The following is a 17,353-nucleotide window of genomic DNA, read 5'->3' on the forward strand; positions in this document are numbered from 1 at the left end:
AGCAGAGGAATTATGCGTACACCGGGAAGCGGGCGCAGATGTCCAGTACTTTACCTTTGACGCGCTCGATAACCGCTTCGTCATTGATGTTGTCCAGAACGTCACACATCCAGCCCGCCAGCTCTTTCACTTCCGCTTCTTTAAAGCCGCGACGAGTCACAGCCGGAGAACCGATACGGATACCGGAGGTCACGAACGGGCTCTTCGGATCGTTTGGCACGCTGTTTTTGTTCACGGTGATGTTGGCGCGGCCCAGGGCAGCGTCAGCTTCTTTACCGGTCAGGTTCTTATCAACCAGATCCAGCAGGAACAGGTGGTTTTCAGTCCCGCCAGAGACCACTTTGTAGCCACGGTTCAGGAACACTTCCACCATCGCTTTGGCGTTCTTAGCAACCTGCTGCTGGTAAACCTTGAACTCTGGCTCCATCGCTTCTTTCAGCGCCACCGCTTTTGCCGCGATCACGTGCATCAGCGGGCCACCCTGGGCGCTTGGGAACACGGCGGAGTTCAGCTTTTTGTACAGCTCTTCGTCACCGCCTTTCGCCAGGATCAGGCCACCGCGTGGACCCGCCAGGGTTTTGTGGGTGGTGGTGGTCACAACGTGAGCGTGTGGAACCGGGTTAGGATAAACGCCTGCGGCGATCAGACCCGCCACGTGCGCCATATCAACGAACAGGTACGCGCCGATGCTGTCAGCGATTTCGCGCATTTTTGCCCAGTCAACGATGCCGGAGTAAGCCGAGAAGCCACCGATGATCATCTTCGGCTTGTGTTCTTTGGCCTGCTTAGCCATGTCGTCGTAGTCAATTTTACCGGACTCATCAATACCGTAAGGGATGATGTTGTACAGTTTGCCGGAGAAGTTTACCGGGGAGCCGTGAGTCAGGTGGCCGCCCTGCGCCAGGTTCATACCCAGAACGGTATCGCCCGGCTGCAACAGCGCGGTGTAAACAGCGAAGTTAGCCTGAGAGCCAGAGTGCGGCTGCACGTTCGCGTAGTCAGCGCCAAAGAGTTCTTTCGCACGGTCAATCGCCAGCTGCTCAACGATATCAACGTACTCGCAACCGCCGTAGTAGCGCTTGCCCGGATAACCTTCAGCATATTTGTTGGTCAGCTGAGAACCCTGCGCCTGCATTACGCGCGGGCTGGTGTAGTTTTCGGAGGCGATCAGTTCGATGTGCTCTTCCTGACGTACTTTTTCCTGCTCCATAGCCTGCCACAGTTCGGCATCATAATCGGCAATGTTCATTTCACGCTTTAACATCCGCATCTCCTGACTCAGCTAACAAGTAAATTTTTGGCCTGAAAAGGCAGTCCTGTTGGACGACGGGCAACAGTATAACTGAATAGTTCTGCGATAACAGGTCTTGACAAACGATTTTACGCAAACGTTTACCTCCACGCCACGCAAGGGTTTGAGCAATAAAGCTCTCGCCATTTTCTACGGATTTCTTTTCAGCTTTGTGATGCAAATTTTTCACGTTGCAAAGAACCATTTACATTGCAGGGGTATTTTTATAAGATGCATCTAAAATACATCATTAAAGTAACATCAGAAGGAAGCTGCTATGCTCGACGCTCAAACCATCGCTACCGTGAAGGCCACGATCCCCTTGCTGGTAGAAACGGGACCTAAACTGACCGCCCATTTCTACGATCGCATGTTTGCGCATAATCCGGAGCTCAAAGAGATTTTCAACATGAGCAACCAGCGTAACGGCGATCAGCGCGAAGCGCTGTTCAACGCTATTGCCGCCTATGCCAGCAACATTGAAAACCTGCCGGCCCTGCTGCCTGCGGTAGAAAAAATCGCGCAGAAGCATACCAGCTTCCAGATCAAACCCGAGCAGTACAACATCGTGGGCAGCCACCTGCTGGCAACCCTGGACGAAATGTTCAGCCCGGGCCAGGAAGTTCTGGACGCCTGGGGTAAAGCATATGGCGTGCTGGCCAATGTGTTCATCAACCGCGAAGCGCAGATCTACAGCGAAAACGCCAGCAAGAACGGCGGCTGGGAAGGCACGCGCGCCTTCCGTATCGTTGAGAAAACCCCGCGCAGCGCGCTTATCACCAGCTTTGAATTTGAGCCGGTTGACGGCCAGCCGGTTGCTGATTACCAGCCGGGCCAGTATCTGGGCGTCTGGCTGAAACCGGAAGGTTTCCCGCACCAGGAGATCCGCCAGTACTCCCTGACCCGCAAGCCAAACGGCAAAGGCTATCGCATTGCGGTTAAACGTGAGGAAGGTGGTCAGGTTTCGACCTGGCTGCATAACGTCGCCAGCGTGGGTGATATCGTTCATCTGGCGGCGCCAGCGGGTGATTTCTTTATGGCCGTTGAAACGAATACCCCAGTGACGCTGATCTCCGCAGGTGTTGGTCAAACGCCAATGCTGGCGATGCTGGATACGCTGGCGAAAGCAAACCACAGCGCGCAGGTTAACTGGTTCCACGCGGCCGAAAACGGGGATGTCCACGCCTTCTCGGATGAAGTGAAAACGCTGGCGGCGGGTCTGCCACACTTTACCGCTCATACCTGGTATCGTTTACCCACGGAAGACGACCGCGCAGCGGCACGTTTTGACAGCGAAGGACTGATGGATTTAGGGCAGCATGAAGGGGCGTTCAGCGCACCGGGGATGCAGTTCTACGTTTGTGGGCCGGTGGCGTTTATGCAGTATGCCGCGAAGCAGCTGATAGACCTGGGTGTTAACAAAGACAACATTCATTACGAATGTTTCGGCCCGCATAAAGTGCTGTAATCGCACGACGGTGCTTCGCTTGCACGGGCCTACGAAGGGTTTTGTAGGCCGGGTAAGCGCAGCGCCACCCGGCAAGAATGTTAGATCGCCGCGTCGTCTTCTTCGCCGGTACGGATACGGATCACACGCGCCACATCAAAGACGAAGATTTTCCCATCGCCAATTTTTCCAGTCTGTGCCGTGCGGATAATGGTATCCACACAGGTATCGACGATGTCATCGCTCACCACGATCTCGATTTTTACTTTCGGCAGAAAGTCCACCATGTACTCTGCGCCACGGTACAGCTCGGTGTGGCCCTTCTGACGACCAAAACCTTTCACTTCAGTGACGGTCATCCCGGTGATGCCCACTTCTGCCAGCGCCTCACGTACATCATCCAGTTTGAAAGGTTTAATAATCGCATCAATCTTTTTCATGGTGGGTCCTTAAACTCTTGCCAGTAAGTAGCCTCGTAATCGGTTGCTCACAGTATCATATTCAGGCGAATTTTGCGGTATTACTCTTTAAAATCGTTCGCTTCCAGCTCATGGCGTGAGAGCAATTTATAAAACTCGGTACGGTTACGCCCGGCCATGCGCGCCGCGTGGGTCACGTTGCCTTTGGTGATTTGCAGCAGCTTGCGCAGATAGTTCAGCTCGAACTGGTTTCGCGCTTCCGCAAACGTCGGTAAGGCCGTGTTTTCCCCCTCCAGCGCCTGCTCCACCAGCGCATCGCTGATCACCGGTGATGAGGTCAGCGCCACGCACTGCTCAATCACGTTCACCAGCTGGCGCACGTTACCCGGCCAGCTTGCCGTCATCAGGCGTTTCATCGCATCGGTGGAGAACGCACGCACAAACGGTTTGTGCCGGTCGGCGGCCTGACGCAAAAGGTGATTTGCCAGCAGCGGGATATCTTCCGCTCGCTCGGCCAGCGCCGGGATTTTCAGGTTGACGACATTCAGTCGATAGTAGAGATCTTCACGGAACTCGTTGCGCGCCATCACCTTGGGTAAATCACGGTGGGTGGCGGAAATAATCCGCACGTTGATATCGATATCGCGGTTGCTGCCGAGCGGACGCACTTTCCGCTCCTGCAATACGCGCAATAATTTGACCTGCAACGGCGCGGGCATATCGCCAATTTCATCGAGAAACAGCGTTCCCCCCTCAGCCGCCTGGAACAGCCCTTCACGGCTGCTCACCGCACCGGTAAAGGCGCCGCGGGCATGGCCGAAGAGTTCAGATTCAAGCAGCTGTTCCGGCAGCGCACCACAGTTAATGGCGATAAAAGCATTTTTACTGCGCGGGCTGGCGTTGTGGATCGCCTGGGCCAGGATCTCTTTCCCGGTCCCGCTCTGGCCGTTGATCAGCACGCTAACGTCTGATTGCGCCACCATCCGCGCCTGTTCGAGCAGGCGCAGCATGACAGGGCTACGCGTCACGATGGACTCACGCCAGGCGTCGTCACCGGATGGCGCCGCGTGCTCAAGGGCACTGTCGATCGCTTTATAAAGGGCGTCTTTATCCACCGGTTTGGTGAGGAAGCTGAATACCCCCTGCTGCGTCGCGGCCACCGCATCCGGAATGGAACCGTGAGCGGTGAGGATAATCACCGGCATCCCGGGCTGCTGCTTCTGGATCTCCGTGAACAGTTGCAGACCATCCATTTCATCCATGCGCAAATCGCTGATCACCAGATCGATTTTCTCACGGCTGAGCACTTTCAGCCCCTCCTGCCCGCTTTCAGCGGTGACCACGCTGTAGCCTTCGCTCACCAGACGCATCCCCAGCAGCTTTAACAGCCCGGGATCGTCATCCACCAGTAACAGATGGGCAGGTTTACGGCTTGTCATGGCTTCACATCCTCTTGTTTCGGCGTATCACTGTCTGGCGTCGTGGCAGCGTTGCCTTTCGACCCATCGGGCAGATAACTGCCTGCTGGCTTACGCGTCGAGAGCTGTCTTTCGATATCGGTCAGGTTTTCAAGCTTGCGGGTGGTGGTTTCCAGCTGCTCGCGCAGCGACTCCTGCTGCTGGCGAAGCGCATCAAGCTCGCTGTCGCTCGACTGCTGCAATTTGCTGTAGCGGAAACGCTCTTCAGACAGCTGTAGTTGCATGGTTTGTCCGTCCCGCCAGAGCTGATAGACGGGTCGCACCTGCGGGGGGATATTGATCACGTAAGTATCGAGCCGCGTCACGTTAGCGCGGCGTTCGACTGGCGTGATTCTGGCATCAGCCATCACGATCCCGCGTTTAAACGCGTCCTGCCAGGTATCGTCCACCAGCATCGCCGCCTGGGCACGGGCCTCGGCGGGTGCCAGCCGCTGGGCGCAGTCTATTCCGCGCAGCCAGAAGAGCGGATTGGATTCCACATCACGCCCCGACAGGCTCCAGATATCATCGCAAGGTGTTGAAAGGAAATCGGCCAGCTGTTTTTGCGGCCATTTATCTTCCTGTTTTTGGCTAATTGCGCTTTTCGGCGCATGGGTGACACAGCCAGCCAGCAGTATGCAGGGCAGGCTCAGGCGCACATTTTTGCTGGAAAACACCGCGCGCAGTGCGCGGAAAAAGACGTGTGACATACTCACCAGGTTGTTATTCATTTCATTGATTTTTCCGGCTCAAGAGGCAGTTCGATACGAAAACAGACATCGGCGCGTTCATCACTCACGATGTTAAGCTCACCCTGCATGCGTCGTATGCAGTCGCGGGCAATACTCAGCCCCAGACCACTTCCTTTTACCGCACCTTTTCGCTGATGACTCCCCTGGAAGAAGGGTTCAAATATCATCGTTTTTTCATCATCCGGAATCGGGCTTCCCGTATTCGCTACGTCAATAAATACCCGCGAACCGTTGTTATGGCTTCTGATATAAATGGTACCGGATTCAGTACCATAGTGCACCGCATTGGAATAAAGATTATCCAGCACGCTCATTAACAGCATCGGTTCTGCAAGACAGGCTGGCGCATTGAGATCCACCTGGGTATGCATCATTTTAGCTCTTGCTGGCAGGCTATGGGCGGAGATCACCATGTCTACCAGCGGTTCAATCTCTACGCTCTCAAGCACCACTGCACCATCCGCCAGCTTGCGGTTATAGTCCAGCAGTTGTTCAATAAGTTTTTGTAAATTGCGGCTACTGGCATCCAGAATCGCCACGATCTCTTTTTGCTCAGGGGTCAACGGCCCCGCCACTTCATCGGCCAGCAGCTCCGTGCCTTCACGCATACTGGCCAGCGGTGTTTTGAGTTCGTGTGAGATATGGCGCAGGAACTGGTGTCGCTGCGATTCCAGCCACGCCAGGCGTTCAGAAAGCCAGATGATGCGCTGACCGACCGAGCGCAGCTCGCGCGGGCCTTTAAAAACAACCGTATCCCCGAGAGATTTACCCTCCCCCAGGCGATTAATCATCCGCTGGATCCCCTTTACGGGGCCGATGATCATGCGGGTAAAGAGCAGTACCAGCCCGAGACTGACGAGGAACAGCACCAGTGCCTGCCAGCCAAAGAACTGGCCGCGCTCGGCAATCTCCTGCTGAAGTTGCTGCCCACGGGAAAAGATAACCGTCCGGGTGGACTGAACCATCTCCGTATTGGCGTTGGCAAAGGCTTCAAGTCGGGCGGCGGCGGCGGCATCAGGACCGCTGTTTTTACACTGGAGCTGCGCCAGATCGTTCAGATCCTGACGCAGCGCCTGATAGAGTTTGTCATCCGGCAGGACACCGGCATGGGCGTCCAGCATTTCGCTGTAGCGTTTACGCTGGTTCTGATAGACCCTCGCCAGCGTGCGATCGTCCAGCACGCAGTACTGACGATAGCTACGCTCCATCTCCAGCGCGGCGTTGGTCATTGCCTCGCTACGGCGGGCATCAATAAGCGTGGTGCGGTTAGTCAGGGCCGCCTGGGCACTTAACGCATTCAGGCTTTGCCATGCCTGCCACGCCAGAACCAGCAACGGTAGCAGGATCAGCAGGAAGGCCATCATAACGAGCTGTCGCAGGGAGCGAGGGAAAGCGGGCCAGCGTTTCAACACATTACTCTCTTCATCCGGGTTTGAGGAGAGCGTAACTGAGTCGGCCCTTAAGATACAACAAAGCCGGGTAAAAACCCGGCTTTGTCATGGAATAAGGCGGTGCCTAACTCGACGTTTCGCCCTGGCCTGATAAAGCATTGCAATAATCAGTAGTTGGACGGCAGGCACCTTTTTGTGCGTCATTCGAAGTTTATGTAGCACGTCCCGAAGGGGCTGACATAAGAAGGTGAATGAGCCACTGGTTACTATTATGCAACCAGCGTGCCAGATTGCAAAAAAATAAATTATCTTTATGATTAATAACAATTTTATTCTTTTAAGGTGTTCGTTGTGCGGTGAATGATTTCCAGGCTAAGTGTCGCTATTAAGCAACACCTTAACGTGAACCCGCCATGACTTTTATAAATCAATAACTTAAATGTCTCTTTTTGGCGACACTCAAACCCGAGAATTGTCGCGATTTTGCGACAGAGACAAAAAAGCCCGGTAGCGCTCACGCTTACCGGGCCTTGAGATCGTGCGCTGAAACTTAACCCAGCTGTTTACGCGCGTTGCGGAAAATGCGCATCCATGGGCTGTCCTCGCCCCAGTTTTCCGGGTGCCAGGAGTTGCTCACGGTACGGAAGACACGCTCCGGGTGCGGCATCATAATAGTAACACGGCCGCTTTCGCTGGTGACCGCAGTGATACCATTTGCCGAACCATTCGGGTTAGCCGGATAGGTTTCGGTGACCTTGCCGAAGTTATCAACAAAGCGCAGCGCCACCAGTCCTTTACTTTCAAGCTGAGCCAGGTGCGCCGCATCGCGCACTTCAACCTGACCTTCACCGTGCGAAACCGCGATTGGCATCTGCGAACCCACCATTCCCTGCAACAGCAGAGACGGGCTTTGGGTCACTTCCACCAGGCTGAAGCGCGCTTCGAAACGATCAGACTGGTTGCGCACAAAGCGCGGCCAGGCTTCGCTTCCCGGGATCAGCTCGCGCAGGTTAGACATCATCTGGCAGCCGTTACACACGCCCAGCGCCAGCGTCTGCGGACGGTGGAAGAAGGTCTCGAACTCGTCACGCACGCGGCTGTTGAACAGAATAGACTTCGCCCAGCCTTCGCCCGCGCCCAGCACGTCACCGTAGGAGAAACCACCGCACGCCACCAGCGCCTGGAAATCTTCCAGACCGATACGCCCGGCCAGCAGGTCGCTCATGTGGACGTCGATGGCGTCAAAGCCCGCACGGTGGAAGGCCGCCGCCATTTCCACGTGGGAGTTAACGCCCTGCTCACGCAGTACGGCCACTTTCGGACGCACGCCGGTCGCGATGTACGGCGCGGCAATGTCTTCGTTGATGTCGAAGCTGAGCTTCACGTTCAGGCCAGGATCCTGGTCATTCGCTTTCGCGTTGTGTTCCTGATCGGCACATTCCGGGTTGTCACGCAGGCGCTGCATCTGCCAGGTGGTTTCTGCCCACCACATACGCAGCGTGGTGCGGCTTTCGCTGAACACGGCGTGACCGTCGGCTTCAATGACGAAGCGGTCGCCCTGAACGGCTTTACCCAGATAGTGCACGCAGTCTGCCAGACCGTGCTGCGCCAGAATGGCTTCCACCGCGTCGCGATCTGCGGCGCGTACCTGAATGACCGCGCCCAGCTCTTCGTTAAACAGCGCCGCCAGACGGTCTTCGCCAAGCGTTGCAATGTTCGCTTCAACGCCGCAGTGACCGGTGAAGGCCATCTCTGCCAGGGTCACCAGCAGGCCGCCGTCGGAACGGTCGTGGTAGGCCAGCAGCTTGCGCTGCGCCACCAGCGCCTGAATCGCGTCGTAGAAGCCTTTCAGCTGGGCAACGTCGCGCACGTCGGCGGGCTTGTCGCCGAGCTGACGGTAAACCTGCGCCAGCGCGGTGGCACCCAGCGCGTTATGACCTTTACCCAGGTCAATCAGCAGCAGGGCGTTGTCTTCGGTCACAAGCTGTGGCGTAACGGTATGACGCACGTCTTCCACGCGGGCAAACGCGGTGATCACCAGCGACAGCGGAGAGGTCATCTCGCGCTGCTCGCTGCCTTCCTGCCAGCGGGTTTTCATCGACATGGAGTCTTTACCCACCGGAATGGTCAGGCCGAGGGCTGGACACAGCTCCTCACCCACCGCTTTCACGGCTTCATACAGGCCAGCATCTTCGCCAGGGTGACCGGCTGCGGCCATCCAGTTCGCGGAAAGTTTGATACGTTTGATATCGCCAATCTGCGTCGCGGCGATGTTGGTCAGCGCTTCACCGACCGCCAGACGGGCAGACGCGGCGAAGTCCAGCAGGGCCACCGGCGTACGTTCGCCCAGGGCCATCGCTTCGCCGTAGTAGCTGTCGAGGCTCGCGGTAGTCACCGCGCAGTTCGCCACCGGGATCTGCCACGGGCCAACCATCTGGTCGCGTGACACCATACCGGTTACGGTACGGTCGCCGATGGTCACCAGGAACGTTTTCTCCGCCACGGCAGGCAGGTGCAGGACGCGGTTTACCGCTTCAGACACGGTGATGCCCTGGCGATCCAGCGCTTTGCCCGCCGCTTTACGGGTTGTCACGTCGCGGGTCATCTTCGGTGTTTTGCCGAGCAGCACGTCCAGCGGCAGATCGATCGGCTGGTTGTCAAAATGGGTGTCGCTTAAGGTGAGGTGCTGCTCTTGGGTCGCTTCACCGATGACGGCATACGGCGCGCGCTCGCGGCGGCACAGCTCGTCAAACAGCGGCAGCTGATCGGCGGCAACCGCCAGCACGTAGCGCTCCTGGGATTCGTTACACCAGATTTCCAGCGGGCTCATGCCCGGCTCATCGCTCAGGATATCGCGCAGGTTGAAGCGCCCGCCGCGACCGCCGTCGCTCACCAGTTCTGGCATCGCGTTGGAGAGACCACCCGCGCCCACGTCGTGGATGAACAGAATTGGGTTGGCATCGCCGAGCTGCCAGCAGCGGTCGATCACTTCCTGACAGCGGCGCTCCATTTCCGGGTTGTCGCGCTGCACGGAGGCGAAGTCGAGATCCGCATCAGACTGGCCGGAGGCCATAGAGGAGGCAGCCCCGCCGCCCAGACCAATGTTCATTGCCGGACCGCCCAGCACGATCAGCTTCGCGCCGACGACGATCTCGCCTTTCTGCACGTGATCGGCGCGAATGTTGCCGATCCCGCCTGCCAGCATGATCGGTTTGTGGTAGCCGCGCAGCTCTTCGCCGTTGTGGCTGTCCACTTTCTCTTCGTAAGTACGGAAGTAACCGTTCAGCGCCGGACGACCAAATTCGTTGTTGAACGCCGCGCCGCCCAGGGGACCTTCGGTCATGATATCCAGCGCGGTCACAATGCGCTCTGGCTTGCCAAAATCTTCTTCCCACGGCTGTTCAAAGCCCGGAATTCGCAGGTTAGAAACGGAAAAACCGACCAGACCCGCTTTTGGTTTCGCGCCGCGACCGGTCGCACCTTCGTCACGGATTTCACCGCCGGAACCGGTCGCCGCACCCGGCCACGGAGAAATCGCCGTCGGGTGGTTGTGGGTTTCCACTTTCATCAGGATATGCGCAGGCTCCTGGTGGAAGTCATAGCGCCCTGCTTCGCGATCGGCGAAGAAGCGGCCCACCTCGGAACCCTCCATTACCGCGGCGTTGTCTTTATAGGCAGACAGCACGTGGTCAGGGGTTTGCTCCATGGTGTTTTTGATCATTTTGAACAGCGACTTCGGCTGCTGTTCGCCGTCGATAATCCAGTCGGCGTTGAAAATTTTATGGCGGCAGTGCTCGGAGTTGGCCTGCGCGAACATATACAGTTCGATGTCGTTCGGGTTGCGATTCAGCTTAACGAATGCATCCTGAAGGTAGTCGATTTCATCTTCTGCGAGTGCCAGACCAAGACGCAGGTTAGCGTCGATCAGTGCCTGACGCCCCTGCCCCAGCAGATCCACGCTCTGTACCGGCGCAGGCTGATGGTGAGAGAACAGTTTCTGCGCATCTTCCAGAGAGTCGAACACGCTCTCCATCATGCGGTCGTGCAGCTCCGCCGCGACGGCCTGCCACTGCGCGTCGCTCAGGGTTGACGCTTCCACATAGTACGCCACGCCGCGCTCCAGACGGTTTATCTGGCTCAGGCCGCAGTTGTGAGCGATATCAGTTGCTTTGGAAGACCAGGGGGAGATGGTGCCAGGACGTGGCGTGGCGAGGATCAGTTTGCCGGTCGGCGTATGGCTGCTCAGGCTTGGACCATATTTAAGCAGGCGTTCCAGCTGTACGCGCTCCTCTGCATTCAGGGGGGCATTCAGGTCAGCAAAATGGACATACTCAGCGTAAATATTGCTTACCGGAAGGTCGGCCGCCTGAAAACGTGCCAGCAGTTTGTTAATACGGAAGGCAGACAGTGCAGGCGAACCACGCAGAATTTCCATCATAAGTCTCTCGTCTTCGAAGCGCCGGGGCGCTTACAGTGTGCGCAAGGGGGGAAAACGGGCGTCATTATAGAGAATCCTGAGCGCCGACGAAACCGTTTGCGTCGAAATAAAATCAACCTTTCGATTTAACAATAGATGTGACCTGTCTCTCTAATTGGTTGCCAACTGGCGCTACTTTGCGCAAAATGCCGCTCAATCAATGGCAAATTCTACTCTTAACATGACTACAGCACACTGAGGCAACCGGCGTCGCAGAGAATTAACTAATTGAAAAAATTAAAGATTAATTATCTGCTCATCGGCATTGTTACGTTGCTGCTGGCAGTGGCCCTCTGGCCGTCTATCCCCTGGTTCGGCAAGGCCGAAAACCGTATCGCCGCCATTCAGGAGCGGGGGGAGTTGCGCGTCAGTACCCTCTCCTCCCCGCTTATTTACGACGATATCAACGGCAAAACCATTGGTCTCGATTACGAACTGGCACAGCTGTTTGCGGACTATCTGGGCGTGAAGCTGAACGTTACCGTGCGGCAGAACATCAACCAGCTGTTTGATGATTTGGACCATAACCGTGCCGATATTCTCGCCGCGGGTCTGGTGTACAACAGCGAACGCAGTAAAAACTATCAGCCAGGCCCGACCTATTACTCCGTGTCGCAGCAGGTGGTTTATCGTGTGGGTAGCCTGCGCCCGCGCTCACTGGCCGACATCACCGACCAGCAGTTGACCATTGCACCAGGCCATGTGGTGATTGACGATCTGCGGGCGTTGAAAGAGAAAAAATACCCGAACCTCAGCTGGACAGTTGATCCTAAACTCGGTACGACCGAATTGCTGGAGCAGGTAAAAGATAAAAAGCTGGCTTATACCATTGCTGATTCGGTGGCGATCAGCCTTTTCCAGCGCGTTCATCCTGAAATCGCCGTGGCTCTGGATGTGACCGACGAACAACCGGTGACCTGGTTTACCCAGTTAGACGACGATCAAACCGTCTCTGCGGCGATGCTCGATTTCTTTAATGCCATCAATGAAGACGGCACCCTGGCGCGTCTGGAAGAGAAATATCTCGGTCACGGTGACGATTTTGATTACGTTGACACCCGCACCTTCCTGCGCGCGGTGGACAGCGTGCTGCCAGATCTGCAACCGCTGTTTGAGAAGTACGCCCAGGAGATTGACTGGAAGCTGCTGGCGGCGATCTCCTACCAGGAATCGCACTGGGATGCTCAGGCTACCTCCCCCACAGGCGTACGCGGATTGATGATGCTGACCAAAAATACCGCCCAGAGCCTCGGCATCAGCGACCGGACCGATGCGGAACAGAGCATCAGCGGCGGTGCGCAGTATTTACAGGATATGATGGCGAAAGTGCCGGAGACGGTCCCGGAAGGGGAGCGGATCTGGTTTGCGCTGGCCGCCTATAACATGGGCTATGCGCATATGCTCGACGCGCGGGCGCTGACGGCGAAAACCAAAGGTAACCCGGACAGCTGGTCTGATGTAAAACAGCGTCTGCCGCTGCTTAGCCAGAAACAGTGGTACCAGAAGCTGACGTACGGCTATGCGCGCGGGCATGAAGCGTATGCCTACGTGGAAAATATTCGTAAGTACCAGATAAGCCTGGTGGGATATCTGCTGGAGAAAGAAAAAGAGGCGACCGAGGCGCAACAGCTGGCTGAAAGCTATCCGGTGGTCGCACCGGACGAGCTTAATCACCCTGCGGTTTCAATTCTGCCTTTTGTTGCTTTTTCTGCTGCCGACGCATTCGAAAAAAGTCACTTAACAGACCCGAACATTCTGGTGCAAGTACCCCGCCGATAGTTTTCACCTGGTGGTTCATCCCCGGATGTCCAAGCACGTCCATCAGTGAACCAGCAGCGCCCGTCTTTTCATCCCGCGCGCCAAACACCAGCGTTCCGATTCGGCTGTGCACCATCGCCCCGGAGCACATCACGCACGGTTCAAGGGTGACATACAGGGTGGTATCAAGCAGACGATAGTTTTGCAGCACCAGCCCGCCCTGGCGAAGCGCCATGATTTCCGCGTGCGCGGTAGGATCGTGACGGCCAATCGGACGGTTCCACCCTTCCCCAATCACCTGATTGTTATGGACCAGCACTGCCCCCACGGGCACTTCGCCCTCTTCCCAGGCGCGCTGAGCCAGCGCCAGCGCATGGCGCATCCAGTATTCATGAGTGTGTTCAGGGTTGGACAAGGGCTGATACTCCAGTCGAAAAGCGGGCGGCATTATACACAGCCGGTACAGATAAGACTATTCGAGTTGCTGAAGTTCACCCAGAGGCGTGACGCGCCAGCGGTGTTGGCAAAAATAGAGCAGCGGGTTGTCCTGCTTGCTGTCGCTGTAGCCGCTGTACAGACGCAGCGGTGTACCGATGCGTTTCTCCAGTTGCACCACTTTTTCATGTCCGAGGCAGCGCAGAGTGAGCACCCAGCCTCCGTAGCCGCGCGCGATTTGCGTGGCGATAAGATTTACGCGCGGCAGCCAGGGGGTATCAAAATAGACCTGCTCCACCAGCGTCTGTGGGGAGCCGGTAATCAGCCAGATATCGGCATCGTTGGCGTCGAGATAGCTGGTCAGGCGCGCCTGGACCACGGGAAACGCGGCGACATGCCCGCGAAACCAGTGCGCAAAATCCTGTTCAAGCTGCTTAAGACGCGCTTCGCTATGACCAAACGTACATCCCCAGAGCAGCAGGCTCATCGGCCAGCGCGCTGCCCGGCCTTTCACCAGCAGCGCGATGCCAATAATGGGTAACAAGGGCAATACCAGCAACGCGTTAAGGGGCTGGCGCCGTAGCAGGTAGCGCATAAATGTGCCGAACATATCCTGCTGATGCAGCGTTCCATCCAGATCAAAAAAGACAACGCGACGCTCGTTACTGGCCAAACCTTACTCCTCTGGGTCGTTGAATCCTAACAGCCAGGTAAACAGGAACCCGGCGATCACCGCTACCAGATAGCCTAACAGATAGAGCATCACTTTTCCGGTCACGATGGTTAATGCCAGCGGTAAACCAGAGATCCCAAAGGTGATGACGGTCGCCACTTTCCAGTAGCTGATTAACGCCCCGCCCACCGCGCCACCGAGACAGGCGGCCAGGAACGGTTTACCCAGCGGCAACGTCACGCCGAAAATCAGCGGTTCGCCGATACCAAGTAACCCGACCGGCAGCGCCCCTTTAATGACCTTTTTCAGACGCGCGTTGCGGGTTTTCATCAGTACCGCGATGGCCGCGCCAACCTGCCCAACGCCGGCCATCGACAGGATCGGCAGCAGAGCGTTATACCCGTGCGCCTGCACCAGTTCGACGTGGATTGGCACCAGCCCCTGATGCAGACCGGTCAGCACTAACGGCAGGAAGGTCCCGGACAGCACAGCACCCACCAGCAGCCCGCCGCGATCGATCGCCAGCGACGCGCCGTGCGCGATGGCTTCAGAGATCGCCCCGCCTAACGGTTGCAGCGCCACAATCGCCACGCTCCCGGTAATCAATGTGGTCAGCAGTGGGTTAAGGATCAGCTCAATCGAGCCTGGCAGCAACGCGCGTAGCTTTTTCTCGATCCAGCACATCAGAATGACCACCAGCAGCACGGCAATCACCCCGCCGCGGCCGGGCTGAAGCACCTCGCCAAACAGCGTGATTTGCGCCAGCTGCGGGCTGGACAAGATCCCTGCCATTACGCCGCCCATCGCCAGCGAGCCGCCGAACACTTTGGCTGTATTCACCCCCACCAGGATGTTCATGATGGCAAACACCGCGCTGCCAAAGATTGCGAGAATACCCAGCAGGTTCGGATACTGGGTGGCAAAGTCCCCGACGATATCCGGCCGCTTGAGGATATTGATAATACCGGTGATCAACCCCGACGCGATAAACGCCGGGATAAGCGGAATAAAGACGTTGGCAAGCTGTCGCAGCGCATCGCTCATGGGGGCTTTGTATTTTGCTTTCGCCTGCGCTTTGGTGCGTTCGGCGTCGTCAAAGGCGGGAGCCGTTTCAGCGCCCGTCATCAGGGCGCGCATGGCATCAACCACTTGCGCCGCTTTGCCCGGGCCGACAATCAGCTGGTGCTGCTGCCCCTGTTTAACGTACCCGCTCACGCCGGGAAGCTGCTTCAGGCGCGTTAAATCAAGCTTTTCGTCGTTGTGCACCTCGACGCGTACACGCGTCATGCAGTTTTCCAGACGCTGAATATTTTTTTCCCCACCGATCCCGAGCAGGATGTCGCTGGCGAGCGCTGCTGTTTTGTCCATACACGCCTCTTATTGGTGTTCTAATGCCGCCCGTAAAAACCCGTGATGGGCTTCGAGCCTGGCTCTGGCCGCGGCTGCATCCAGCCCGGTTAATATCATCAGAATGGCCGGTTTAACATCGTGATCGGTCTGCTGAAGCACTTTTTCAGCCTCTTCACGACCGGCTCCCGTCGCTTCCATCACCATGCGACATGCCCTGTCCACCAGCTTGACGTTGGTGGCCTGCATATCCACCATCAGGTTCTGGTAGACCTTGCCAAATTTCACCATCGCCCCGGTGGAGATCATATTGAGCACCAGCTTTTGCGCGGTCCCGGATTTCAGGCGCGTGGAGCCGGTGAGCGCTTCAGGCCCGACAACCGGGGAGATGGAAATGGCGGCCACCTGCGCAATCGGCGAGCCAGGGTTACAGGAGATGGCGACCGTGGTACATCCCGTCTGTCTGGCGTATTCCAGTCCACCAATGACGTACGGCGTACGACCAGATGCCGCGAGTCCGACCACCAGATCCTGCGCGGTCAGGTTCAGCTCCTTCAGATCATCCTCGCCCAGCTGTTTATTATCCTCCGCCCCTTCTACCGCTTTCAGCAGCGCGCCGGGGCCACCGGCGATCAGGCCAACCACCAGACCATGCGGAACGCCAAACGTCGGCGGACACTCTGAAGCATCCAGCACTCCGAGGCGTCCACTGGTACCCGCCCCCATATAAATAATGCGTCCTCCTGCTTTCAGGGCGTCGGCAGCGGCGTCTACGGCTTTCGCCACCTCGGGCAATGTCTCTTTGACTGCCAGCGCGACGAGGGTATCCTGTTGATTAAAGCGGTTTACCAGCTCCAGCGTGGATAGTGCATCAAGATCCATGGTTTGCGGGTTACGCGTTTCAGAAACAAGAGAGCCAAGATTCATGTTATTTACCTCTGGAATTTTTAATTCATAATAAACGCACTATAATGGAATATAAAATTCATTCAGGCGAGCAAAATTCGTATTTGCGCGGGTAATCACATTTTCGCCAGGAGACCGTATGAACTGTTTAATTCGCATTCGCCAGCGCTACGCAGGGTTTGCCCAGAGTGATAAAAAGCTGGCGGATTTTTTACTTTCTCAACCCGATCGGGCGCGACATCTCAGCTCTCAGCAGCTGGCAGGCGAAGCCGGGGTGAGTCAGTCGAGCGTGGTGAAATTTGCCCAGAAGATAGGTTATAAGGGCTTTCCGGCGCTAAAACTGGCGATCAGCGAAGCACTGGTGAGCAATCCGAATCCGCAGTCAATGCCGGTGCATAACCAGATCCGTGGCGACGATCCGATGCGTCTGGTCGGCGAAAAGCTGATCAAGGAGAACGTGGCGGCAATGCATGCCACGCTGGATGTGAACACGGAAGAGAAGCTTCTGGAAAGTGTAGCCATGCTTCGCAACGCGCGACGTATTGTGCTGACCGGGATCGGCGCCTCCGGGCTGGTTGCGCGCAACTTTGGCTGGAAGCTGACAAAAATTGGCTATAACGCCATCGTTGAACAGGACATGCACGCGCTGCTGGCGACCGTGCAGGCCATGGATCCTGACGATTTACTGCTGGCTATCTCTTATTCCGGTGAGCGTCGCGAAATTAACATGGCTACCGACGAAGCCCTGCGCGTAGGGGGAAAAATACTGGCGATTACCGGTTTTAGCCCGAATGCGCTTCAGCAGCGGGCAACCCGCTGCCTGTACACCATTGCCGAGGAACAGGCCACGCGCAGCGCGGCTATTTCGTCGACGAGTGCGCAGATGATGCTGACGGACCTGCTGTTTATGGCGCTGGTTCAGCAGGATCTGGAGCATGCGCCAGAGCGCATTCGTCACAGCGAAGAGCTGGTAAAAAGACTGGTTTGAGCAGGGAATGAG

General features: G+C 56.8%; 13 protein-coding genes. 3 read left to right on the forward strand and 10 right to left on the reverse strand.

Annotation, left to right across the window (positions count from 1 at the left end):
* Window positions 1-10 precede the first annotated feature (10 nt).
* Complete coding sequence (gene glyA / locus ACOTX7_RS01500; protein WP_006811549.1) at window positions 11-1,264, reverse strand: serine hydroxymethyltransferase; 1,254 nt, start codon at window positions 1,262-1,264, stop codon at window positions 11-13.
* 304 nt (window positions 1,265-1,568) lie between these two features.
* Here glyA and hmpA point away from each other — a divergent pair, with 304 nt between their 5' ends.
* Complete coding sequence (gene hmpA, locus ACOTX7_RS01505; RefSeq protein ID WP_221256340.1) at window positions 1,569-2,759, forward strand: NO-inducible flavohemoprotein; 1,191 nt, start codon at window positions 1,569-1,571, stop codon at window positions 2,757-2,759.
* Between the two features lie 80 nt (window positions 2,760-2,839).
* Here hmpA and glnB read toward each other — a convergent pair whose 3' ends face one another.
* From glnB to purL, 5 genes are all read right to left on the reverse strand, one after another.
* Window positions 2,840-3,178: a nitrogen regulatory protein P-II gene (gene glnB, locus ACOTX7_RS01510; protein WP_003860685.1), complete on the reverse strand. Its 339-nt coding sequence runs from the start codon at window positions 3,176-3,178 to the stop codon at window positions 2,840-2,842.
* 80 nt (window positions 3,179-3,258) lie between these two features.
* Window positions 3,259-4,596, reverse strand: a complete 1,338-nt coding sequence (gene glrR, locus ACOTX7_RS01515; protein WP_015572150.1) for a two-component system response regulator GlrR — start codon at window positions 4,594-4,596, stop codon at window positions 3,259-3,261.
* Window positions 4,593-5,345, reverse strand: coding sequence for a two-component system QseEF-associated lipoprotein QseG (gene qseG, locus ACOTX7_RS01520; RefSeq protein WP_205923439.1), 753 nt, complete (start codon window positions 5,343-5,345; stop codon window positions 4,593-4,595). Before qseG ends, glrR begins: the two co-directional genes overlap by 4 nt.
* Window positions 5,342-6,775: a two component system sensor histidine kinase QseE/GlrK gene (gene qseE / locus ACOTX7_RS01525; RefSeq protein WP_185749882.1), complete on the reverse strand. Its 1,434-nt coding sequence runs from the start codon at window positions 6,773-6,775 to the stop codon at window positions 5,342-5,344. Before qseE ends, qseG begins: the two co-directional genes overlap by 4 nt.
* A gap of 532 nt (window positions 6,776-7,307) precedes the next feature.
* Entirely contained in the window at window positions 7,308-11,195 is a 3,888-nt protein-coding gene (purL, locus tag ACOTX7_RS01530) for a phosphoribosylformylglycinamidine synthase (RefSeq protein WP_221256341.1), read from the reverse strand.
* Window positions 11,196-11,462: 267 nt separating this feature from the next.
* Here purL and mltF point away from each other — a divergent pair, with 267 nt between their 5' ends.
* Window positions 11,463-13,013 carry a membrane-bound lytic murein transglycosylase MltF gene (mltF, locus tag ACOTX7_RS01535; protein ID WP_006811555.1) on the forward strand — a complete coding sequence of 517 codons (1,551 nt, stop codon included), beginning with the start codon at window positions 11,463-11,465 and terminating at the stop codon, window positions 13,011-13,013.
* Here mltF and tadA read toward each other — a convergent pair.
* The 4 genes from tadA to murQ are packed head-to-tail and all read right to left on the reverse strand — an operon-like array spanning window position 12,901 to window position 16,374.
* Window positions 12,901-13,440, reverse strand: a complete 540-nt coding sequence (tadA, locus tag ACOTX7_RS01540; protein ID WP_032674002.1) for a tRNA adenosine(34) deaminase TadA — start codon at window positions 13,438-13,440, stop codon at window positions 12,901-12,903. The two genes, mltF and tadA, sit on opposite strands and share 113 nt — an antisense overlap.
* 24 nt (window positions 13,441-13,464) lie before the next feature.
* Window positions 13,465-14,100: a phosphatidylglycerophosphatase C gene (gene yfhb, locus ACOTX7_RS01545; RefSeq protein WP_205922476.1), complete on the reverse strand. Its 636-nt coding sequence runs from the start codon at window positions 14,098-14,100 to the stop codon at window positions 13,465-13,467.
* Window positions 14,101-14,103: 3 nt separating this feature from the next.
* Entirely contained in the window at window positions 14,104-15,468 is a 1,365-nt protein-coding gene (locus ACOTX7_RS01550) for a PTS transporter subunit EIIC (protein ID WP_221256342.1), read from the reverse strand.
* 9 nt (window positions 15,469-15,477) lie between these two features.
* Entirely contained in the window at window positions 15,478-16,374 is an 897-nt protein-coding gene (gene murQ, locus ACOTX7_RS01555) for an N-acetylmuramic acid 6-phosphate etherase (protein WP_221256343.1), read from the reverse strand.
* A gap of 118 nt (window positions 16,375-16,492) precedes the next feature.
* On the opposite strand from murQ, the gene ACOTX7_RS01560 reads away from it, so the two are divergent.
* Window positions 16,493-17,341: a MurR/RpiR family transcriptional regulator gene (locus tag ACOTX7_RS01560; RefSeq protein WP_006811560.1), complete on the forward strand. Its 849-nt coding sequence runs from the start codon at window positions 16,493-16,495 to the stop codon at window positions 17,339-17,341.
* Window positions 17,342-17,353: the final 12 nt, after the last annotated feature.

It is taken from the genome of Enterobacter cloacae complex sp. IR5418, from assembly GCF_049238105.1.
Lineage (GTDB): Bacteria > Pseudomonadota > Gammaproteobacteria > Enterobacterales > Enterobacteriaceae > Enterobacter > Enterobacter hormaechei.

Bases quoted from the DNA above. Each gene is read 5' to 3' on its own strand.
- glyA (WP_006811549.1), bottom strand. From the start codon at position 1,264: ATGTTAAAGCGTGAAATGAACATTGCCGATTATGATGCCGAACTGTGG.
- hmpA (WP_221256340.1), top strand. From the start codon at position 1,569: ATGCTCGACGCTCAAACCATCGCTACCGTGAAGGCCACGATCCCCTTG.
- glnB (WP_003860685.1), bottom strand. From the start codon at position 3,178: ATGAAAAAGATTGATGCGATTATTAAACCTTTCAAACTGGATGATGTA.
- glrR (WP_015572150.1), bottom strand. From the start codon at position 4,596: ATGACAAGCCGTAAACCTGCCCATCTGTTACTGGTGGATGACGATCCC.
- qseG (WP_205923439.1), bottom strand. From the start codon at position 5,345: ATGAATAACAACCTGGTGAGTATGTCACACGTCTTTTTCCGCGCACTG.
- purL (WP_221256341.1), bottom strand. From the start codon at position 11,195: ATGATGGAAATTCTGCGTGGTTCGCCTGCACTGTCTGCCTTCCGTATT.
- tadA (WP_032674002.1), bottom strand. From the start codon at position 13,440: ATGCCGCCCGCTTTTCGACTGGAGTATCAGCCCTTGTCCAACCCTGAA.
- ACOTX7_RS01550 (WP_221256342.1), bottom strand. From the start codon at position 15,468: ATGGACAAAACAGCAGCGCTCGCCAGCGACATCCTGCTCGGGATCGGT.
- murQ (WP_221256343.1), bottom strand. From the start codon at position 16,374: ATGAATCTTGGCTCTCTTGTTTCTGAAACGCGTAACCCGCAAACCATG.
- ACOTX7_RS01560 (WP_006811560.1), top strand. From the start codon at position 16,493: ATGAACTGTTTAATTCGCATTCGCCAGCGCTACGCAGGGTTTGCCCAG.